The sequence below is a fragment of the Telluria sp. ZB2R32 genome (genome assembly GCF_059685715.1).
The window spans coordinates 510,753-532,834 of record NZ_JCASIG010000005.1 but is presented as its reverse complement, the minus strand read 5'-3'; the positions used below and the strand labels follow the sequence as shown (position 1 = coordinate 532,834).

The following is a 22,082-nucleotide window of genomic DNA, read 5'->3' as shown; positions in this document are numbered from 1 at the left end:
GGAGCTTCGATATGGCACATGACATCTTTGCTGCACGACGGGACAAGTCGGCCGGGAGTCCGGCGCAACACCTTGGCTGGATACCCATTGCCCTGGGCGCCGCCGCCATCGTGGCCGGGCTCGAGGGCCGCAAGCGCGGCGCCGCGGCGCTCGCCCTCACTGCCGTCGGCGCGGGCGCGCTCGGCGCGCTGCGCAGCACGCAGTCCATGTCCGGGAGCGCGCACGGCAAGCCGACGGTCGAGCGCTCGATCACGATCGGCAAGACGGCGGAGGAACTGCGCCGGGTCTGGCTCGATCCGCGGACGCTGACGCAAGTCATGGCAGGCTTCGCAAGCGTGCGCACAACCGGCGGCAGCCGCATGCACTGGAAGGTCGAGGGACCGCTCGGGCACGCTTTCGAATGGGAATCCGAAACGCTCGACGGTCCCGGCGAGGACATCGGCTGGCGCTCGCTTCCCGGCGCCGCCATCGCGAACGAGGGCCAGGTGCGCTTCCAGGGCGCCCCGGCCGGCCGCGGCACCGTGCTGACCCTGCGGCTGCGCTTCGACCCGCCGGGCGGCGCGCCCGCCGGCCGGCTCCTCGAACTGCTGGGAAGCACGCCCCTGCACCTGGTCGCCGAGGGCGCGCTGCGGCGCTTCAAGAACCTCGTCGAATCCGGCGAGATCTCGACCACCGCGCGCCAGCCAGCCGCACGCACTGACACGCACTGAGGAGGACACACCATGCGAGCACTCTACTGGAACGGCGTGAACGACCTGCGGGTCGGCACGGTGAAGGACCCGGAAATCGTCAACCCGCACGACGCCATCCTGCGCGTCAGCCTGTCGACGACCTGCGGCTCCGACCTGCACTTCATCGACGGTTACATCCCGACCATGAAGGCCGGCGACGTGATCGGCCACGAGTTCATGGGCGTGATCGAAGAAGTCGGACCTGCGGTCAAGCGCGTCGCCAAAGGGGACCGGGTCGTCGTCCCCTCGTTCATCGTGTGCGGCCAGTGCTGGTATTGCCAGCATTCGCTGTACTCCCTGTGCGACAACACCCATCCCAAGCCCGAGCTGCAGGAGCCGCTGCTCGGCGGGTATTCGACGGCCGGCATCTACGGCTACACCCATGCCTTCGGCGGCTACGCCGGCGCCCATGCGCAATACGTGCGCGTACCGTTTGCCGACAACGACTGCTTCAAGGTGCCCGACGGCGTGGCCGACGAGACGGCGCTCTTCCTGTCGGATACGGCGCCGACCGGCTACATGGGCGCCGACTTCTGCAACATCCAGCCGGGCGACACGGTCGCAGTGTGGGGATGCGGGGGCGTCGGCCTGATGGCGCAGCAGAGCGCGCGGCTGATGGGCGCCGAGCGGGTCATCGCGATCGATCGCTTTCCCGAGCGATTGCGGATGGCGCGCGAGCACGCCGGCTCCGAAACGATCGACTACACGCAGGTCGACAGCGTGCTCGACGTGCTCAAGGAGATGACCGGCGGGCGCGGCCCCGATTCCTGCATCGACGCGGTCGGGATGGAAGCGCACGGCACCGGGCCGCAATACGCGTATGACCTCGTGAAGCAGGCGCTGCGCCTGGAGACGGACCGCGGCCAGGCGCTGCGCGAGGCCATCATGGCCTGCCGCAAGGGCGGCACGCTGTCGGTGCTCGGCGTGTACGGGCTGATCGACAAGTTCCCGATGGGCGCCGTCATGAACAAGGGCATGACGGTGCGCACCGCCCAGCAGCACGGGCAAGCCTACATGGACCGCCTGCTGGCGCACGCGCAGAAGGGCGAGCTGAATCCGGCCTACCTGGCCACGCACCGTTTCTCGCTCGAGGACGGGCCGCGCGGCTACGACATGTTCAAGCACAAGAAAGACGGCTGCGTGCGGGCGGTGTTCGCGCCCTAGCGTCCGCGCACGCGGGCGGCCGCCCGGGGCCCGATCCCGCACCGCGATCCTCGCCGCGTGCGCGGTTTGCTATGCTGTCCCCGGTTTCCGCCACCAGCAGGTGCTTCGCGCCCGCGCGTGGCGGACCCGAACACGAAAGGAGCCAGCATGCGCTACACCCAACTTCCTTCCGGCGAGCAGCTGCCCGTACTCGGCCTCGGTACCTGGCATATGGGCGAACGGCCGGAGCGCCGCCGGGACGAAAGCGATGCGATCCGCTTCGCCATCGACAACGGCATGACCCTCATCGACACCGCGGAAATGTATGGCGATGGCGCCGCCGAGGAATTAATCGGCGAGGCGCTCGGCGGCCGCCGGCCCGAAGCTTTCATCGTCAGCAAGGTGCTTCCCCACCATGCGACGCGGCGCGGGACGGTTGCCGCCTGCGAGAACAGCCTGCGCCGGCTCGGCACCGATTACCTCGACCTGTATCTTCTGCACTGGCCGGGCGCGGTGCCGCTCGACGAAACGCTGGAAGCCTTCGCGTCCCTGCGGCGTGCGGGAAAAATCCGTCACTGGGGCGTCAGCAATTTCGACACACAGGACATGGAGGAGCTGCTGGCCCTGCGCGGAGGGAGCGGGGTCGCGGCGAATCAGGTGCTGTACAACCTGACGCGGCGCGGCATCGAGTTCGACCTCCTGCCCTGGTGCCGGCGGCATACGCTTCCGGTCATGGCGTATTCGCCGCTCGAACAGGGCCGGCTGGCGGGCAATGCCGCGCTGCAGCGCCTTGCGGCAGAGCACGGCGCTACGCCCGCCCAGATCGCCTTGCGCTGGGTACTGCGCATGGATGGGACGATCGCGCTGCCGAAGGCCGGTACGCCCGCTCACGCGAGGGAGCTGCGCAGTGCGCTCGACCTGCCGCTGTCGGCGCATGACATGGCCACGCTGGAGCGCGCCTTCCCGCCGCCCGCACGCAAGGTGGCGCTGGAAATGATCTGAAGCCGACCCCGCCCGTACGGGAGAATCGCGCCCAGGCGCGCCGGGACGCTTTCCCGCACGCGTGCGGAACAGACGCGTGGGCTGGCAGTCTGCCGTCTACAATGGAGACGTCCTGTCATTCCATGCCTGCCATGCCTGAAGACCAGCTTTCAGAAGATCCGCCAAGTATCGACGCGTCCGCGTGCCAGGTCGGCTTCTGGGAAATGCACCTGCGCGACCTGGCGCTCACCCTGTCGGCGCGCGCGCGCGCCATCTACGGCCTCGGGCCGGGCGCCTGTCGCATCGAGGACGTCCTGCGGCGCGTGCACCCGGACGAGCGGCGGCAGGTGCGCGCAACGCTGCGGGCGGCGCTGCGCCGCGGCGCGCCACTCGATATCGCCTGCCGCGTCGTGCAGGCCGACGGCGAGGAACGGCACGTGCACGTCCGTGCCGAGTTGCTGCGGACGGACGACGGGCGCGCGCGCTACCTGGGGACGGTCGAGGACATCGGCGGCAAGCACACGGCCGAACAGGACGCGGCCCGCAGCGCCGCGCGGCTGTCGGCGACGCTCGAGTCGATCACCGACGCTTTCTACACCCTGGACCGGGAATGGCGCTTCACCTTCCTGAACCGGGAAGCGGAGCGGCTGTTCAAGCGCCCGCGCGCGCAGCTGCTGGGCAAGGTGCTGTGGGACGAGTTCGCCGCGCTCCAGGGCCAGATCGGCTACCGCGAATTCCATTGCGCGCTGCGCGAACACCGCACCGTCGTGTTCGAGGAATACTATGCGCCCTACCAGACGCTGTCGGAGGTGCGCGCCTACCCTTCCGACGAGGGCCTCACCGTCTACTTCCGCGACGTCACCGAGGCGCGCAAGACCGAGGAAGCGCTGCGCATCAGCGAAGAACGTTTCCGCACCCTCGCCCGCGCCACCACCGACGTGGTGTGGGACCGCAACCTCGAGGACGGCGCGGTCTGGGTCAGCGACAGCATCGAATCCGTGTTCGGCTACACGATGGCCGATATCTCCGGGCCGATTCACGGCTGGTCGGACTACATTCACTCCGATGAGCGCGAGCGCGTGCTGCGCCACATCCGGTCCGCGATCGCGGGCGGTGCGGAGCAATGGATGGACGAATACCGCTTTCTGCGCAAGGATGGCTCGGTTGCCTTCGTGCTGGACCGCGGCTACATCATGCGCGACGCCGGCGGGCGCGCCACGCGCATGGTCGGCGCCATGGTCGACCTGACCGAGCGCCGCCAGGCCGAGCACCGGATCGAATACCTGGCTTTTTACGACGTGCTGACCCAGCTGCCGAACCGCCAGTTGCTGATGGACCGGCTACAGCGGGCGCTCGAGGCATGCGCGCAAGGCCCCCGCACCAACGCGTTGTTCTTCATCGACCTCGACGATTTCAAGTCGCTCAACGACACCCTCGGCCATGCGGTCGGCGACCAGATGCTCAGGCAGGTGGCGCAGCGCCTGGGCGGCTGCGTCGGCCAGCACGACACCATCGCGCGCTTCGGCGGCGACGAGTTCGTGGTGCTGCGCGAGGGAATGAGCGCAGACATCGAGCAGGCATGCGCCCAGGCGCGGGCGCTGGGCGAGCGCATGCTCGCGACGCTGCGCCAGCCATACGAGCTCGGCCGATACTGTCACCACAGTACCGCGAGCATCGGGATGGTGCTCTTCGGCGATGCCGGGGACGACATCGGCGAGCTGCTCAAGCGCGCGGACATGGCGATGTACGAAGCCAAGGCCTCGGGCCGCAACATGCTGCGCGTCTTCGACCCGCGCATGCAGTCCGCGCTCGCGGCGCGCACCGCACTCGAGAATGACCTGCGCCAGGCGCTGGGCCGGTGCGAACACGAATTCGACCTGCACTACCAACCGCAGGTCGACCGCCACGGCCAGGTCACCGGCGTCGAGGCCCTCGTGCGCTGGCGCCATCCAGCGCGCGGCATGGTGTCGCCGGCCGAATTCATCCCGCTCGCCGAGGAAACAGGATTGGTACTGCCGCTCGGGCAATGGGTTCTGAAAAAAGCCTGCGCACAGCTGCTGGCCTGGGCGGCCGATCCCGCAACCGCGCGGATCGAGGTGGCGGTCAATGTCAGCGCGCGCCAGTTCCACCACCCGCAATTCGTCGACCAGGTGCTCGAGCAGGTAGCGGCGGCCGGGATCGATGCGCGCCGGCTCAAGCTCGAGCTGACCGAGACCTCGCTGCTCGAAGACGTCGACGACACGATCGCCAAGATGAATCTGCTCAAAGGGCACGGCCTGAGCTTTGCGCTGGACGACTTCGGCACCGGCTATTCCTCGCTCGCCTACCTCAAGCAGCTGCCCCTGGACATGCTCAAGATCGACCGCTCGTTCGTGCTCGAATTGCTGACCAACCGCAACGACGCGGTCATCGCCCGCACCATCATCGCGCTCGGCCGCAGCCTGGGGCTGCGGGTCCTGGCCGAAGGCGTCGAAACGATTGCCCAGCGCGACTTCCTGTTCGAACACGGCTGCGACGCCTACCAGGGCTACCTGTACGCCCGCGCCCTGCCGGCCGAGGCGGTGACCGCGGTCGTCTGCACGTCACGACCTGCCCCCGGCGGCTGATGGCTGGGGTTGTTTTTATTGGTGTGTATGCTTTTGTGAGTTAGTTACAGTATATGATGGTTCGCATGCCCAATCTGACTGCGTGGGAAACCGCTCCCCTTAAAGCGTTCACCGAATTCGTATTCACGATCGACTTCGCGAACACTGGCCGCCGCTTGCGTGCCGACGGCACGCCGCGAATGGTGTCGCAGGAGTCGGCCAAGATCTACATCTTCATGTTCGGCAACTTCGCGCGCTGGCTGGCCGAACAAGGAAAGACCCTGTTCACGGTGACGCACGCCGACCTGATCGCGTTCGTGAACCGCACCGAGAACAACAAGCGTGTCCTCAACAGCAAGATCGCCTACCGCTACCTGCGCTTGCTGGAACGCTGTTTCGAATACCTGGAACTCACGCCGAATCCGGCCGAACAGGCGATCCTGGCTACCAACTACACCGACCTCGCCAGGGACGGTGCCAGCCGCGCCCTGTCCGAAGGGCAACTGGAGCGCTTCTTCGACGCCCTGCCGTCGCATCCGCCGCGGCGGCGGCGCGTGACGCCCTTCGACGGCTGGAAGCGCCGGCGCGACCGCGCCATGCAGGTCGTCATTGCACTGGCGGGCCTGCGCGTTTCGGAAGCGACCGGATTGCTGGTCCACGAAGTCGGCCAGCAGGTGGCGATCGACGGCTCGATCGAGCTGACTATCACGCCTGACGAAAAGCACGACACCAGCCACGAACACACGACCACCCTGCCGCGCCGCGGCGTCGAGGAGTTGCGGCCCTGGCTGGAGGAACGCGCGAAGATGGGGATTCCGGGCGAGTTCGTGTTTCCGGCGAATGTGGCCGGCGACAAGCTGACCAAGAAAACGGTGTACGTGCAGATCCGTGCCACCTTCGAGCGCGCAGGGATGGACCTGGCGCGCTCGGGCGGGCGTACCTTGCGCAATACCTTCGCCAAGCGCCAGCTCGATGAAGGCGCGAGTGCCGGCGAGCTGAAGGACGTGCTCGGCCTGGCGCTCGAACGCTCCGCGGCGGACTACAAACTGGCGCGTGTGAAACCCGATCCGGCCGATTAAGGCCTCTTCAGCAGCCGTTCCAGCTTGGCCCGCACTGCGGCCGGCGTTTCCGGTCCGATCAGCGTGCGCTTCGGCTGGGCGGCCGTCGCTGCGCTGTCAGCAACGCCGAACGGCCGTGGCGGCTCCACGGTCACGAGCCGGAATGTCGACGTCGTCCTGCCGGTCGAATCGGTCACGTTCACCACGATGGTGAACTCGCCCGCGCCCGCATAGGTATGGGTGGCGCTGATGCTGCCCCTGCCCCGCGTCTCGTCGACGATCGCGGGCTGCGGGCCGCTGCCGTCGCCCCAGTTCACCGTGGCGCTATGGGTATCGCGCGGATTACGGTCGCTGAAGGTTTGCGTGAGCGCGGTCGCCACGGTCGGCCGGATCGGTTCGCCCAGCGTGACCGGCCCCAGCACCGGTGCGTCCGTTCCCGCCCGGCCCTGGCGCAGCAGCACCAGGCCGGCGTTGGAATTGGCGACGATGTCGCCGGACGGCGCAATGTGCAAGGCCTGGGTCAGCACCAGGCCGGCGGGCGCGTCGAGCAGGCGGGTGTTCAGGTTGACCGGAGAAAAATTCGACCAGCGGTAGGCCAGTTCGGTTTCGCTGCCATCGGGGTTGGTGCGCGTCATCGAGCCGACGATGGTTCCGCCGTCATTGATGTCGGCGGCAGCCGACTCGACGAACGGCGCCCGGTGCAGGTCGACCAGGCCGCGCTGGCGCGAGAAATAAAAGGCGTGGGTACGGGCCGGATCGGGCGGCAGCAGGCGCCCCACTGCTTCGCTGCGTTCGTTGAGCGCGGCGATGACCGACTGGGACCCGGGCGGCGAGACGAAGGCGGCGCCGGCGCGGCGGTTCCACAGCAGCGAGCGCCAGAACTGGTTGCCGGCCGCGTCGGCCGTCACCGCGGTTGCGCCGACCTCGTTGCGGTCGTTGATCTGGAGTGCGAACGACGATCCGGCGCCGAACGTGCCGAGGTCGACCAGGCGGCCGGCCGCATCCCACAATACCGAATGGTTGTTGCCGTCCGGCGCCGCGGCCACGCCGGCCGAGATGTTCGATTCGTTGATATCGTAGGCAATCGATTGTGCATAGCCGGCCGGCATTTGCAGCGGCACCAGGCGGTTGGCGCCGTCCCAGCGCGCGGCAAGGTCGACCTGCTGGGAAAAGCCGACGATCTGCCCGCGGTTGTTGATGTCGCTGGTAAACGTGTCGGCGTTCGGGTGCGGATCGGGCAACAAGGTCGGCCCGCCCGCCGGCGTCCAGCGGTAGGGCATGAAGGTCGTTCCATCGGGCAGCACCGCGTGGGCGGCGACCTCGCCGCGGTCGTTGAGGTTGGCCACCAGGCTACCCAGGGCGCCGGCCGGTTCGGCGTCGACGACCCGCCGGCCGTCGAAGAAGCCCACGTGCGGCGAATTGTCCAGTCCGGTGTACTCGAAGGCGACCTGGCTGCGCGCATTGATGAAGGCGCGATATACCGGCGGCGGCGCCAGGTTGACGATGCCGTACACGTCCCTCGGTGCCTGGACCTTTGCCTGCGCCTGGGCATGCGGAGCGGCCTCTGCCGCCACACTACTCCACAAGGTCCCTGCCGCCACCAGGGTTCCGGCGGCCTGCGCAGCAGCCCGCGTCCATCCGAATGCCATGATTGCCTCCGCTCGGTCACCATGCAGATTGCATGTCCTGACTAATCTATGCGCGGCGCAAGCAGCCGAGTGGAGGTAGCTCAATGCTGGCGCATGAACCGTCCGCTTCCGCTTTCCCGAACTTATGCTTCGCTTAAGCCAATCTTTTCTCGCAGCCCACTGATCTATACTACCGGGGACCCGGCCCTGCGCCGGCCCACCCGCATGCGACTTGCCGATGAGACAACCGACGCCTCCCTCCAGCGGGAACCTTACTTTCGACCGTGCGGCCGCGGCGCCCACGGTGCAGTACAGAGCCTCGCCATGACCGGCACGCGCTATTCCAGGCTCCTCCTACCAATCGGCTTCGCCCTCGTGCTGGCGCTGCTGCTGCAGCACTTCCTTGGCTCGCTCGCCTGGGCGGCGCTGCTGGCAATCATCACCTGGCCGCTGCATACGGGCCTCGTCAACCGCGGCTGGCCGCGCGTGCTCTCGGCCAGCACCCTGCTCGGTGCGCTGATCGTCAGCTTCGTCGGACCGGCGCTGTTGCTGCTCGATACCCTGGGCGGCGAAGTGGCCAGCGTGCACCGCCTGGTGAACCAGCTTAACGAGACCGGCGTGCCGATGCCGGCCTGGCTGGCGGACCTGCCGATCATCGCCACCTCCGCCCATGAGTGGTGGGAAAAGCACCTCGCCGTGCCTGGCGGCCTGAACACCCTGATCCAGACCACCGTCGGCGACTTCATGCCGCACCTGACCGGCGCGGCCCGCACCTGGGGCTCGACCATCCTGGCCAATGCGCTGTACCTGTTCCTGACCTTGTTGACCCTGTTCGTGCTCTACCTGCACGGCCCGACCGTGGTGCGCCATGTCGACCAGACCGGCATGCGCCTGCTGCCGACGCACTATGGCATGCTGCGCCGCGTGCTGCCGCTGTCGGTGCGCGGCACCGCGCTCGGCCTGTTCTCGATCGCCATCCTGGAGGGGATCGTGCTGGGCATCGCCTATGCGGTGGCGGGCGCGCCGGCGCCGGTCCTGCTCGGGGTCATCACCGGCTACCTGGCGCTGATTCCCGGCGGCGCGCCGCTGTCGTTCACGATGGTGTCGCTGCTGCTGCTGGGCCAAGGACATTCGGGCGCGGCGCTCGGCCTCTTCATGTGGGGCACGATCGAACTGTTCCTGGTCGATAAATTCGTGCGGCCCAAGCTGATCGGCCACAAGGTCAATTTGCCTTTCCTGGCGGTGCTGTTCGGGCTACTGGGCGGCGTGTCGACGATGGGCGTGATCGGCCTGTTCGTGGGTCCGTTCATCATGGCCGTGCTGTTCGTCTGGCTGCGCGGCGGTGACGAGTCCGCGCTGGAAGAACGCCACGAGGCCGTTGCGGTCAAGGCTGAATAGTGGTCTCAACTAAGCCCGCGCCTGCTCGCATACCGGCGTCTGGTGGACTACAATCAGGGGCGCACCTGCACCCGCACACGACTCCGATGTATTCCGGCATTGCGTCCCCTCGCCCGGCGCCCGACCTGCCCTCGGGTGGCGTAGCCATGCGTCGCCCGGCGCGATCGCCAGTGATATGACGAACCACGCCGAAGCCCGCACGGCCCCGGCCGCCGTACAGCAGGGTGTCTCCGCGATCCTGCTGGTCAACGACGATCCGGGCGCCCTGTTCGCGCTGCGCACGGTGCTGAGCGACCTCGACACCGCGATCGTGTTCCTGACTTCGCACCGTGCGACCGATCTCGACCGCACGCGCGGCCTGGAGCTCGGCGCCAGCGATTACGTGTTCATGCCGGTGGCGCCGGAAGTGCTGAAAGCCAAGGTGCAAGCCTTTATCGACCGCGCCAGGAGCCCGTGCCCGTGCCCCGCGCCTGCGCGCTGCGCCGAGATCGCGCCGCAGGCGCTGAGCGCGGCCCTCGACCGCGAGCGCGACGACCCGCGCTTTACCCGGCTGCCGGTGATCGCCCTGACCGCGAACGCGATGCTGGAAGACCGCGCGCGCTGCCTGGCGTCCGGGGCCTCGGATTATGCGTCGAAGCCGGTCGATACCGAACAGTTGCTGGCGCAGTTGCGCGGCTGGCTGGGCGCGCCGGCCAGCTCGCACTGACGGGCCGGCCTAGTTGTACAGCACCCCCGGCAGCCACAGCCCGATCGCCGGAAAGGCATACAGCAGCCCGATCCCCAGCACCTGGAGACCCATGAAGGGCAGCATCCCCATGAAGATCTGGTTCAGCGTCACGTGTGGCGGCGCCACCCCCTTCAGGTAAAAGGCCGACATCGCCACCGGCGGCGACAGGAAGGCGGTTTGCAGGTTCATCGCCACCAGCAGGCCGAAAAACAGCGGATCGATACTGAAGTGGGCCAGCAGCGGCACGAAGATCGGCATGAAGATGACGATGATCTCGGTCCACTCGAGCGGCCAGCCGAGCAGGAAAATCACCGCCTGCGCCAGCACCATGAACTGTACCGGCGTCAGCTCCATCCCCAGCACCCAGGCGTTGATGATTTCCTGCCCGCCCAGCAGGGCAAAGGCGGCCGAGAAAATGCTCGAGCCGACGAACAGCCAGCACACCATGGCCGTGGTCTTGGTGGTGAGGTGGGCCGACTCGCGCAGAAGGTTGAAATTGAAGCGGCGGTAGCCGATCGCCAGGATCAGGCCGCCGAAAGCGCCCATCGCCGCCGCCTCGGTCGGCGTCGCCAGCCCGAACACGATGCTGCCGAGGACCGCCAGGATCATGATCGCCAGCGGAAACAGCGAGCCGAGCAGCATCTTGAAGATCTCGAGGCGCGCAAAGCTGAAGAACAGGTAGAACACGGCCAGCGCGGCTACCCCAACCGCGAGCACGATCCAGAAGGTTTGCGAGGCGGGTTTGGCGACCGGGTCGGCCGTGGCCACGGTCGACGCCGGGGCGCCTGCGTTCTGCGGCGCAACGGCCGCCGCCGACAGTGCGGTACCGCCGGCGGGAGCCGAATCGGCGGGCGCGGCCGGCGCCGTGCTCTCCAGCGGCGGCTCGGCCAGCCCACCCTCGACCGGCGGCTCGGCCAGGCCGCCTTCCACGGGCGGCTCCTGCAGGCCGCCTTCGCCGGCGGACGGCGCGTCCAGATCCTGGGCGGCGCCCATCTCGACCAGCTCGGTCGGTGCCGCTTCCGGAGCGGTAACGATCCGGTAGCTCGCCCCCATCACGAGGACGAAGGCGAGCGCGGGCAGCAGCGCCACGAACAGGTTCGAGGCCAACGTGCCGCGCGGCAGGCGCGCGCCCTTCAACGCCCCGATCAGACCCGCCAGCGCCATCTTGTTGTAGGCGTTCGGAATCGCGCGGGTAAACGCCGGCAGTTCGACCACGCGCTCCGCGTCCGGCAGCGGCGGAGCCGCCGACGGCTTGAGCCTGGCTACGAGCAGCACATAGCCGACATACAGCGCGGCCAGCATGATGCCCGGGAAAAAGGCGCCCGCATACAGCTTGACCACCGACACCCCGGCCGTCGCCCCATACACGATCAGGAGCACCGAGGGCGGAATCAGGATGCCGAGACAGCCGCCCGCCGTGATGCAGCCGGCGGACAATTGCGTGCTGTAGCCGGCTTTCAGCATGGCGGGCAGCGCCAGCAAGCCCATCAATGTGACGACGGCGCCGACGATGCCGGTCGCGGTGGCAAAAATGGCGCAGGTGACGATGGTCGCCACCGCCAGTGAGCCGGGCACGCGCGCCATGGCGATGTGCAGGCTCTTGAACAGGCGTTCGATCAGGTTGGCGCGCTCGACCAGGTAACCCATGAAGATGAACAGCGGGATCGAGATCAGCACGTCGTTGGCCATCACCGAATAGGCGCGCTGCACCATCAGGTCGAGCGTCAGCTGCACCGCCTGGTCCGGGTCCTGGCTGTGGAAGGCGAACCAGGCGAAGATCACGCCCATGCCCATCAGCGTGAACGCCGTCGGAAAACCGAGCATGATGGCGACCACCACCAGCGCCAGCATCAGCAAGCCCAGGTGGCCGTTGGTCATCGCACTCGGCGCCGGCATCAGCGCGAACAGGGCGACGACGATCGCCACCAGGATCGACAGCCCGAACCAGATCTCCTTTCTCATCTGGCCCCCGCCTCGTCCGCGTGCACCATCGCCTTGAGCTTGTCGACGTCGACTTCCTCGACGTCGGCCTCGCGCGAGGGCCAGGCGCCATTGCGCAGGCAGACCACGCAGCGCACGATCTCGACCGCGCCCTGCAGCAGGAGCAGGATGCCGGCCAAGGGTATGACCATCTTGAACGGATACAGCGGCGGGCCGTTGGCGGTCAGCGTCGAGTGTTCCCGGATGGCAAGCGACTCGGCCGCGTAGGTATAGCCGGCCCAGACCAGGGCGATCACGCCGGGCACGAAGAAGACGACGTACAGCAGCAGGTCGAGGCCGGCCTGCAGGCGCGGCGGAAAGAAGGTGTACAGCACGTCGCCGCGCACGTGGCCGTTCTTGGCCAGCGTGTAGGCCCCGGCCATCATGAAGGCGCTGCCGTACATCATGATCATCAGGTCGAAGGCCCAGGGGTTGGGGGTGTTCAAGGCATAGCGCGCAAACACTTCCCAGGTGATGAGCACGGTCAGCGCCACGATCAGCCAGGAAAAGGCCTGGCCCACCCAGCTGCTGACGCGGTCGACGAACAACAAGACTTTCTGCATGAAGCCGCTCCGGTCGGGTGGCTCAGGCCTTGGCCGGCGCCGCCGCCTTGCGCCCGAAGTAGTGGTTGTAGGCCATGCGCCGTGGGTTGTTGGTGTCCATGTCCCACTTCATGGCGCGCTCGGCAAAGGTGCGCATCGACGCCTCCACCTTCCTGAACAACGGGTTGTTGGCGCCCTTTTTCGCCACCACTTCGTCCCACACCGCCAGTTGCGCCTGCAGCACCGCGTCCGGCGTCTTGTAGAACTTGACGCCCTGCTTGGCCTGCATGTCGCGGTAATCCTTCGAGTAGCGGTCGACCGCCTTCCAGGCCATGTCGGACGAGGACGCCTCCATTGCGTTCTCGATGATCGACTTCAGCTTGGGCGGCAGCGCGTTGTACTTCGGTTTATTGAAGGTGATTTCGAACTGCTCCGAACTCTGGTGGAAGCTTTGCAGCATGCAGACTTTCGAGACGTCGGGAAAGCCGAGCAGGCGGTCCGAGCTGGCGTTGTTGAATTCGGCGCCGTCGAGCAGGCCACGGTCCATCGCCGGCACGATCTCGCCTCCCGGCAGCGCATTCACCGCCGCACCCATGGCCGTGAACAGGTCGATTGCCAGCCCGTTGGTGCGGAACTTCATGCCCTTCAAGTCTTCCTTCTTGCTGATCGGCTTCTTGAACCAGCCCAGCGGCTGGGTCGGCATCGGCCCGGTGAGGAAGGAAACGATGTTGGCGCCGATGCCGTTGTACAGCTCGGCGAGGAGTTCCTTGCCGCCGCCGTACTTGTGCCAGGCCAGCACCATGTTGGCGTCCATGCCGTAGGCCGGGCCCGAGGTCCAGAGGGCGATCGCCGCCTGCTTGCCGTAGTTGTAGCCCATGACGCCATGGCCGCCGTCGAGGGTGCCTTTCGAGACGGCGTCGAGCAGGCCGAACGCCGGCACCACGGCGCCTGCGGGCAACACCTCGATGCGCAACTCGCCGCCGGTCATGTCGTTCACCTTCTTGGCGAAGTCGAGCGCGTACTCATGAAAAATGTCCTTGCTGGGCCAGGTGCTCTGGAAGCGCATTTTCGTCGGCGTCTGCGCGCTGGCGATCATGGGCACAGCGAGCGTGGCGCCGGCAGCGGCACTGCTCAGGAACTTCCTCCGCCCTGGGGCAGACTGGGATTGCTTCGACACGTTGCCACCCTTCTTCATGATATGTCTCCTGTCTGGTGTTATGAGGACCGGTCGGTTTAGCCGGCACATCCATTCGCGGATGCTGCCGATTTTGCTACGGCTTTTCCGCGCCGGGCCGGATATGGATGTGGTTGGTTTGCGCCAGGTCAAAACTTGGTCGAATTGTCGGCTGGGTAAATTGATTGTGCGCAGTTGCTCAGCGTAGTTGCCTACTGCAATTGCCGACTGAAGCAGACGCCGGGTTATCATGCCGACATCAGTAATCGCCCCCTTCGAAAGCATGCTCAAACTCAGCCTGGACGCCCTGCTCACCGTCGACACCATCGCCCGCCGCGGTTCCTTCGCCGCCGCCGCGAAAGAACTGTTCCGGGTGCCCTCCACGATCTCCTACACGGTCTCCAAGCTCGAAGAAGACCTGGGCGTGCAGCTGTTCGAGCGCTTCGGTCCGCGCGTGGAACTCACGCAGGCCGGCGCCGAGCTGCTCAAGGAGGGGCGCTACCTGCTCAAGGCCGCGGGCGACCTCGAACGGCGCGTGCGCCGCGTGGCCTCGGGCTGGGAAACCGAGTTCACCATCGCCATCGATTCGATGCTGTGCCCGAACCCGCTGATGGAAGCGGTCGAAAGCTTTTGCGCCGTGGCCGACCAGACCCGCCTGCGCCTGCTGAAGGAAGCCCTGTCGGGCACCTGGGAAGCGCTGCTCGACCGCCGCGCCGACCTGCTGGTGGGCGCGGCCGGCGCCGGCCCCTCGGGCGGCGGCTACACCGCGCTGCCGCTGGCGACGGTGCGCTTCCTGTTCGTCACCACCCCTGGCCATCCGCTGGCCGCCATCGCCGCGCCGCTGTCGAAGGCCGACCTGGGCGCGCACCGCGCGGTGTCGGTATCGGACTCGGCGCGCCAGTTGCAGGCGCGCACGGTCGGCCTGCTGTTCGGCCAGAACACGCTGGCCGTGCCCGACATGCAGACCAAGTATGCCTTCCAGCGCGCCGGACTCGGTTTCGGCTTCCTGCCCGAGCCCTGGGTGCGCGAGGACGTCGCCGCCGGCCGCCTGGTCGTCAAGGCAGTCGAGGAACCCAAGCCGGACGAAACCCTGTACCTGGCCTGGCGCACCGGCGAAACGGGCGCGGCGCTCGACTGGTGGAAGGAACGGGTGCGTGACGGCACGCTGGTCGAGCGCATGCTGAACCCGGCCTGAGTGCGGCGGCTGCCGGCGTGGACGCCCAGTGCGCTTTCCCTGTAAACTCGGCAGTATCCACCTTCCGCACCTCATCGACAGCACCATGGACTCCCCTACCAAAGCACGTCCCGTGCTCGCTCCCCTGGCTTACCACACCGCCGTCGTCGATTACCTGCGCCGCCACGAGCCCGACGTCTGGCGCTGGGCGAGCGAGCGCACGACCGACGCCCAGCAGCGCGAAGCCTTGCGCGCGGCGCTGCTGCGCGGTACCTACCGCATCGAGCCGGAGGCGCACCCCGAAGTCCACGGCCACCTGGCAACGGCGATGGCGCGCCTCGGCATCGAGGCGCCGGCCACGCTCTACCAGATGCCCGGCCAGGAGATGAACGCCGCCCTGTACTACGTGGCGGGCGAAGTCCACATCGTCGTCCAGGGACCGCTGTTCGAGCGCATGACGGCGGACGAGCTGCGCGCGGTGTTCGGCCACGAACTGGCGCACTACCTGTTGTGGTCGCGGGACGGCGGCTGCCTGTTCGTGGCCGACCGCATCCTGCACGACGCCGTGGTGACCGGCCAGGCGTCGAACAGCCAGCGCGAGACCTGGCGCAGGTATGCGCTGCACACCGAACTGTTCGCCGACCGCGGCGGCGCGCTGGCGGCCGGCGCGGTGGCGCCGGCGGTGGCGGCCCTGGTGAAGGTGGAGACCGGCATCGGCACGGTCGACGCGGCCGCCTACCTGCGCCAGGCGGCCGAGATCGAGGCCGACGAGGCCGGCGCCAGCGCCGCGCATACCCACCCCGAAACCTTCCTGCGCGCACGCGCCCTGGCGCACTGGTGGGACGGCGCCCCCGATCTCGATGCCTGGCTCGAGAAGCGCCTGCTGGGACCACTCGCCCTCGAGCGGCTCGACCTGCCCGGCCAGGCGCGCCTGCAGGCGCTCACGCGCGGCTTCCTGGCGCACTACCTTGCCGGCACGGCGCTCGCCGGCGATGCCGTGCTGGCCCAGCTGCGCAGCATGTTCCCCGACTGGCGCGACGACGAACCGGCGCTGGAGCCAGGGCAGTTCGACGGCGCCGACGCCAGCGTCCACGCCTACCTGAACGCCCTGATGCTCGACCTGGCCCTGCGCGACCCCGACCAGCAGGATGCCGCGCTGCTGCGCGCCGGCGAAGTCGCCACAACGCTCGGCAGCCTGGACGGCCTGATGCTCAACCTGCGCCGCGACGCCGGCTTCGGCAAGCGCGAACTGGACCGCTACAAACGCCGCCTGGCGAAGGAATCCGCATGAACGACCATACCGACGCCAACCTGGCGGCGCCCGCTGCCGACCTGCGCGCCCTCATCGAGGCCCAAGCCGGCATGCCGCTGCCGCCCGACGACATCGTGCGCCTGATGCTGCCGCTGTTCGCCCAGGTCGCGGCATTGCACGCCGAGGGCAAGGTGGCCGGGCTCGACGCCGACGAGATCGTGCTCGATGCGGGTGGCGCGCTCGCCCTGCGCCGGCCGCAGGGCCTGGTACCGAGCCTGGCATCCGGGGCTATCGCCCGCATCCAGCCGCATGCCGCCTCGAACCTGAACATTATCGGCGCACTTGAACGCGACCGCCCCGGCGACGACAGCCTGCCCGAGACACACGACCTGGCCCTGCAAAGCGACCCGGGCGCGCCCATCGCCCGTCCCGCCTACCTGCCAGGACCGCTGAGCTGGGAACGCCTGCTCGGCCACCACGACGAATTGACCGATGTCTTCGGGCTCGGCATGATGCTGGCGGCGCTGGCTACCGGCCTCGATTTCGCCCTGGAAGACGACCTGCGCCAGTTCGTGACGCAGCGGCGCAACCTGTTCGCGGTAAACCCGCGCCTGCACCCGATCCTGGCCGCGCTGGTCGTCGAGATGACCGAGGTGAACCGGCACGAGCGCGCCACCGGCGTCGCCGCGCTGGCCACGCGCCTGCGCACCTGGCGCGACCAGCCGCTCGCGCTCGACGTCGGCCGCGCGCTGGCCGGGACATCCGGCGCCAGCGGACGCCGCGCCGCGGTGCTGGCACACCTGCGCGACCGCCTGTTCGACCTGTCGCGCCGCAATCGCCTGCTGCACTTCCGCCCGACCGCGGCCACCGTCAACCTCACCGTCGCCAGCGTGCCGCTGGTGCTGCAGGTCGACAGCATCCGCGCCGACGACATCTGTACCTGGAACGGCGCCTTTGCCGCCGACGTCGTGGCCGGCAAAGCGGTCTCGCTGCAGCAATGGCTGCGCTTCGACGACCAGCCATACTTGCCCGGCGCGCTCGACCAGTTGCTGTCCGACACGCGCCGCGACCGCGCCGAGTTCGGCTTCAGCAACCTGCGCCTGGTGGTCGCTTTCCTGCGCTGGCACAACCTGAAGGAAGACCCGGACGAGCGCATCGTGACGCCGCTGCTATGGCTGCCCGTCGAGCTGGTCAAGCGCAAGGGCGTGCGTGACCATTACGTGCTGCAGTGCGCGGATGCCGACGCCGAATTCAACCCGGTGCTGCGCCATCAACTGAGCCAACTGTACGACATCCGGCTGCCGGAAAAGGTCGATCTCGACACCACCTCGCTGGCCGAGATCCACGCCGACCTGCTGGGGCAGATTCGCCGCACCGAACCGGCGGTCGAGCTGCGCCTGGTCGACAAGCCGGCGATCCGCCTGGTACGCCAGAAAGCCATGCAGCGCATGCAGCAGTACCAGCGGCGCAAACCTGCGGCCGCGCGTCCTGGCGCGACGGGCGCCCTGCCGCCGTACAGCTACGCGCGCGACGACTACCGCCCGCTGGGCCAGGCCCTGTTCGAACAATGGGTGCGGCCAAGCCCGCTGCCGCAGCGCTTCGAGGCCGGTGCGCCGCCCATGGCCGCACCACGCCAGCCGCAGATGGCCGAGGGTACCGAGGCTCGCGAAGGCTACGTGCTGGAAGAGTCCAGCGGCCACCGCTACGCCTGGGACGTCGACCTGACCCAGGTCACGCTGGCCAACTTCAACTACAAGAAGATGTCGCTGGTACGCGACTACAGCCAGTTGCTCGAGACGCCGGACGCGAATCCGGCTTTCGACCGCGTATTCTCGATCGAGCCGCGCGCCGTCGACACCGGCAGCCCGGCGCCGCTGGCGCAAAGCGCACGCTGGAACGTGGTCGCGTCCGACGCCACCCAGAACGCCGCCGTCAGCCTGGCGCGCAGCGAGCGCAGCTTCATCATCCAGGGGCCGCCCGGCACCGGCAAGTCGCAAACGATCACGAATTTGATCGCCGACTATGCCGGCCGCGGCAAGCGCGTGCTGTTCGTCTGCGAAAAACGCGCCGCGCTCGACGTCGTCTTCAGCCGCCTGCGCCAGAGTGCCCTCGATCCGCTGTGCTGCCTGATCCACGATTCGCAGACCGACAAGAAAGCCTTCATCGCCGACCTGAAAACCTGCTACGAAGCCTGGATCGCCCAGCCGCACGATGGTCAGGCGCTGGCGGCGCGGCGCGCGGCGCTGGCGTCCGAGCTCGACGCGCACCAGGGCCGCATCGACGCCTTCGAAGCGGCATTCGCCGCCGCCCCGGCCTCGCTCGGTACCAGCGTGCGTGCGCTGCTGCGCCGCGTGGCGGCGCTGCCGGCATCGCCAGACGCATCACCGCCGGTCCGCGCGGCGCTGCCCGAACTGGCCAGCTGGGACGCCCAGCGCGAGCTGGCCGTACGCCTGCACCGCGCCATGCGCGAGCGCTTCGGCCTCGACAGCCTGGCGGCGCATGCGTTTGCGCGCCTGGCGCCGGGCCTGATTGCGGACGATGCAGCCCATGCACGCGTCGACGCGTTGTGCCGGGACGCCGACACGCTGTTCGAACAGCTCGACCCTTTGTTCGAAAACGAAGCCGGTCCGATCGGCGCGGCGACGCCGCTGGCGCAGGCGCGTGCCATTGCATTCGAGGCCGCGCGCTTGATGGAAGCCGGCCTGGCGGCGCACCTCGACCTGCTCGACGGGTCTTGCGCCGCGCGCGCCACGCTGCAATCCACCCGCACCGACCTGGCGGCGCGTACCGCCGCATTGGCCGAGGCCACGGCGGCGACCGCCCACTGGCGCGACAAGCTCGCCCCGGCCGACACCGCCGCCGCGCTCGCGCTGGCGCAGGAACTCGAACCATCGTCATTGCGCTGGTTGCAGCCGCGCTGGTGGCGCCTGCGCGGCGAACTGCAGCGCCGCTACGACTTCGGCAAGCACGCGGTGCGGCCCGACTATCGCCAGGTGCTGGCCGCACTGGCCGCCGAACGGCAGGCCGCCGGCGCCCTTGCCGCCGCCGAAGCCGACAGCCGCCAACGCTACGGCGTGGACGACATGGACGCCTTCCTGCGCGCGCTGGGCGAACTCGAAGCGCGCCTGCAGGCCGGCAGCGGTCCCCATGTGCTGGTGGCCTGGCTGCGCCGCGCCGCCGACCCGGTGGCGGCCGCCGCGCTGCTGGCGCGCGCCGCACCGGTCCTCGACCGCCTGGCCGGGACGACGCACGACACGCTCGACCTGGAGCCGGCCATGCCGCTGGGCGAACTCGGCGAACTGCTGCGCGACCTGCGCGAGGGCCTGGACGACCTGCCCGACCTGCTGCCGCTCCTGCGCGCCGTAGCCGCCGGCGACCCCGCCTGCGCGACGGCGCTGCGCCGCCTCGACCATACGCCGGAGGAGTTCGATGCGCTGCTGGCCGACGAAGCGCTGCGCCGCGCCGAGCGGGCCTCGCCCGTACTGCAAGCCTTTGGCGGCGCCGCGCTGGCCCGGGCGGCGCGTGCGATTGCCGGTGGCCAGCGCGAACTGCTGGCGCTCAACGCCCAGGTGGTGCGCGCCACCCGGCACGCCCGCTTCGCGCAGCACGTCGCGCTCTCCGCGGCCTCGGCCGCCGGGCTCGACGATACCGCCAAGACATTCAAGAAGCGCTATGCGGGCGGGCGCCGCGAACTCGAACACGAGTTCGGCAAGAGCATGCGCCACCGTTCGATCCGCGAACTGAGCAGTGGCGATTCGGGCGCCGTCATCAACGACCTCAAGCCGGTCTGGCTGATGAGCCCTTTGTCGGTGTCGGACACGCTGCCGCTGGCAGCCGACCTGTTCGACGTCGTCATCTTCGACGAAGCGAGCCAGATCCCGGTCGAGGAATCGGTGCCGGCCCTCAGCCGCGCGCGCCAGGTGGTGGTGGTCGGCGACGAGATGCAGCTGCCGCCGACGAGCTTCTTCGCCAGTGGCGGTGCTGGTGATATGGACGAAATCGAAGTCGAGGAAGAAGGCGAACGCATCGCAATCCACCTCGATTCCGACAGCCTGCTGAGCCAGGCCGCGCGCAACCTGCCGGCCACGCTGCTGGCCTGGCACTACCGCAGCCGCCACGAAGCCTTGATCAGCTTCTCGAATGCCGCCTTCTACGAGGGCCGGCTGGTGACGATTCCGGACCGCGCCATCGAGCAGGCCGGTGCAGCGACGGCACCGGTGCGCTCGGATGCCGCCGCAGCTGGTGCCATCGCCGCCGACAGCCTGGCGGCGCGTCCGGTCAGCTACCACCTGGTGCAGGACGGCGTCTACAGCGAGCGCCGCAACCTGCCCGAGGCGCAGTACATCGCGCAGATGGTGCGCGAACTGCTGCGCCGCGAGACGCCGCACAGCCTGGGCATCGTCGCCTTTTCGGAAGCCCAGCAGGGTGCGATCGAGGCCGCGCTCGACGCCCTTGCGGCTGAAGATCCCGACTTCGCCACCCGGCTGGAACGCGAATACGTGCGCGAGGACGACGATGGGTTCAACGGGCTATTCGTGAAAAACCTGGAAAACGTGCAGGGCGACGAGCGCGACGTGATCATCCTCAGCATCTGCTATGCGCCGGGGCGGGACGGCAAGATGCTGATGAACTTCGGGCCGATCAACGGGCGCGGCGGCGAGAAGCGCCTGAACGTCATCTTCAGCCGCGCGCGCCAGCGCATGGCGGTGGTGGCGACGATCGGGCCGGATGCGATCACCAACACCCACAACGATGGCGCCGCCGCCCTGCGCGCCTTCCTCCAGTTCGCCCAGGCCAGCAGCGCGGGCCAGTTCGAGCGCGCCCAGGCCGTCCTCGGCGCCCTGAATGCCGGCGCGCGCGACGCCTTCGAGCGCCAGGCCGGCGCCGACAGCATCCGCGACGCGCTGGCGCAGGCGCTGCGCGCACGCGGCCACGACGTCCACCTGAACGTCGGCCGTTCCCAGTTCCGCTGCGACCTGGCGATCGCCGACCCATCCAGGGGTGGCTATGCCCTTGCCCTGTTGCTCGACAATCCGGGCGAAGCGGTACCCGACAGTGCCGAGCGCTATGTGTTCCGTCCAGGGATCCTGCGCAGCTTCGGCTGGCGCGTGCTCGACCTGCCGGGCAAGGACTGGCTCGACGATCCGGATGGCGTGATGGCGCGCATCGAGGCGATGCTGGCCGGCGCTGAAGATACGGTCCTGGGCGTGGAAGTGGCCACGCCGCCGCCCGTGCCGCGTGCCTGGGTGATGGAGCCCGAGCCGGTCGAGGCTGCGGTTGTTGACACCGGCGCACCCGATATGGAACGTTCCCTTGTCTTCCAGGCCGGCGGCTCGCACAAGTTCTGGCGCGCCACCGTGCGCGGCACCGAACTCACGGTCAGCTACGGCCGTGTCGGCAGCGCCGGGCAGACGCTGGCGAAGAATTTCGAGAGTAGCGAACGCGCTGCGCGCGAGATGGACAAGCTGGTGGCGGAAAAGCTGCGCAAGGGATACACCGAGCTCGCCAGGCGCAATGCCGCTGCTTGAAAACACCGTCGACGGACGAATCTCGCGATCCGTAGGGTGGACTCGGTCCACGCGTGGCAATGCGTGCCGGCCTCGTACCATGTTTCGACCCGGACCCGTGCGTAACGCGTGGACGAAGCGGTTCGCCGCCCGGTCCGCCCTACGATTTGCGCGATGCCGGCTGTTGGGGCATCGTTGACGG

At 68.5% G+C, this 22,082-nt stretch carries 14 protein-coding genes; 10 read left to right on the top strand and 4 right to left on the bottom strand.

Annotated features, from left to right (window positions below):
• The first annotated feature begins 11 nt into the window (after positions 1-11).
• The 5 genes from AC56LG_RS17470 (at position 12) to AC56LG_RS17450 (ending at position 6,519) form a co-directional block, all read left to right on the top strand.
• The gene (locus AC56LG_RS17470) at positions 12-710 is read left to right on the top strand and encodes an SRPBCC family protein (protein WP_497167334.1); all 699 of its coding nucleotides are present in this window, start codon (positions 12-14) and stop codon (positions 708-710) included.
• Positions 711-722: 12 nt separating this feature from the next.
• Positions 723-1,895 (top strand): zinc-dependent alcohol dehydrogenase, encoded by a 1,173-nt coding sequence (locus tag AC56LG_RS17465; RefSeq protein WP_497167333.1) that lies wholly within the window; start codon positions 723-725, stop codon positions 1,893-1,895.
• Positions 1,896-2,042: 147 nt separating this feature from the next.
• Entirely contained in the window at positions 2,043-2,876 is an 834-nt protein-coding gene (locus AC56LG_RS17460; RefSeq protein ID WP_497167332.1) for an aldo/keto reductase, read from the top strand.
• Positions 2,877-2,998: 122 nt separating this feature from the next.
• Entirely contained in the window at positions 2,999-5,461 is a 2,463-nt protein-coding gene (locus AC56LG_RS17455; protein ID WP_497167331.1) for a bifunctional diguanylate cyclase/phosphodiesterase, read from the top strand.
• Positions 5,462-5,526: 65 nt separating this feature from the next.
• Positions 5,527-6,519, top strand: a complete 993-nt coding sequence (locus AC56LG_RS17450) for a tyrosine-type recombinase/integrase (protein ID WP_497167330.1) — start codon at positions 5,527-5,529, stop codon at positions 6,517-6,519.
• Here the strand turns inward: AC56LG_RS17450 and AC56LG_RS17445 are convergent.
• A complete protein-coding gene (locus AC56LG_RS17445) occupies positions 6,516-8,147 on the bottom strand; it encodes a PKD domain-containing protein (RefSeq protein WP_497167329.1) in 1,632 nt (543 codons plus the stop codon). The two genes, AC56LG_RS17450 and AC56LG_RS17445, sit on opposite strands and share 4 nt — an antisense overlap.
• A 303-nt stretch (positions 8,148-8,450) precedes the next feature.
• On the opposite strand from AC56LG_RS17445, the gene AC56LG_RS17440 reads away from it, so the two are divergent.
• A complete protein-coding gene (locus AC56LG_RS17440) occupies positions 8,451-9,524 on the top strand; it encodes an AI-2E family transporter (RefSeq protein ID WP_497167328.1) in 1,074 nt (357 codons plus the stop codon).
• Between the two features lie 175 nt (positions 9,525-9,699).
• Positions 9,700-10,230: a hypothetical protein gene (locus tag AC56LG_RS17435; protein ID WP_497167327.1), complete on the top strand. Its 531-nt coding sequence runs from the start codon at positions 9,700-9,702 to the stop codon at positions 10,228-10,230.
• A gap of 9 nt (positions 10,231-10,239) precedes the next feature.
• Here the strand turns inward: AC56LG_RS17435 and AC56LG_RS17430 are convergent, their stop codons facing one another.
• The 3 genes from AC56LG_RS17430 to AC56LG_RS17420 are packed head-to-tail and all read right to left on the bottom strand — an operon-like array spanning position 10,240 to position 13,968.
• Positions 10,240-12,213 (bottom strand): TRAP transporter large permease, encoded by a 1,974-nt coding sequence (locus AC56LG_RS17430; RefSeq protein WP_497167326.1) that lies wholly within the window; start codon positions 12,211-12,213, stop codon positions 10,240-10,242.
• Positions 12,210-12,794, bottom strand: a complete 585-nt coding sequence (locus tag AC56LG_RS17425; protein ID WP_497167325.1) for a TRAP transporter small permease subunit — start codon at positions 12,792-12,794, stop codon at positions 12,210-12,212. Before AC56LG_RS17425 ends, AC56LG_RS17430 begins: the two co-directional genes overlap by 4 nt.
• A 22-nt stretch (positions 12,795-12,816) precedes the next feature.
• A complete protein-coding gene (locus AC56LG_RS17420; protein WP_497167324.1) occupies positions 12,817-13,968 on the bottom strand; it encodes a TRAP transporter substrate-binding protein in 1,152 nt (383 codons plus the stop codon).
• Between the two features lie 262 nt (positions 13,969-14,230).
• Here AC56LG_RS17420 and AC56LG_RS17415 point away from each other — a divergent pair, with 262 nt between their 5' ends.
• From AC56LG_RS17415 to AC56LG_RS17405, 3 genes are all read left to right on the top strand, one after another.
• Positions 14,231-15,142 carry a LysR substrate-binding domain-containing protein gene (locus AC56LG_RS17415; RefSeq protein WP_497167382.1) on the top strand — a complete coding sequence of 304 codons (912 nt, stop codon included), beginning with the start codon at positions 14,231-14,233 and terminating at the stop codon, positions 15,140-15,142.
• Between the two features lie 85 nt (positions 15,143-15,227).
• On the top strand, positions 15,228-16,412 hold the full coding sequence (locus AC56LG_RS17410; protein WP_497167323.1) for a M48 family metalloprotease: 1,185 nt from the start codon (positions 15,228-15,230) through the stop codon (positions 16,410-16,412).
• Entirely contained in the window at positions 16,409-21,901 is a 5,493-nt protein-coding gene (locus tag AC56LG_RS17405; protein ID WP_497167322.1) for an AAA domain-containing protein, read from the top strand. Before AC56LG_RS17410 ends, AC56LG_RS17405 begins: the two co-directional genes overlap by 4 nt.
• The last annotated feature ends 181 nt before the right edge of the window (positions 21,902-22,082 follow it).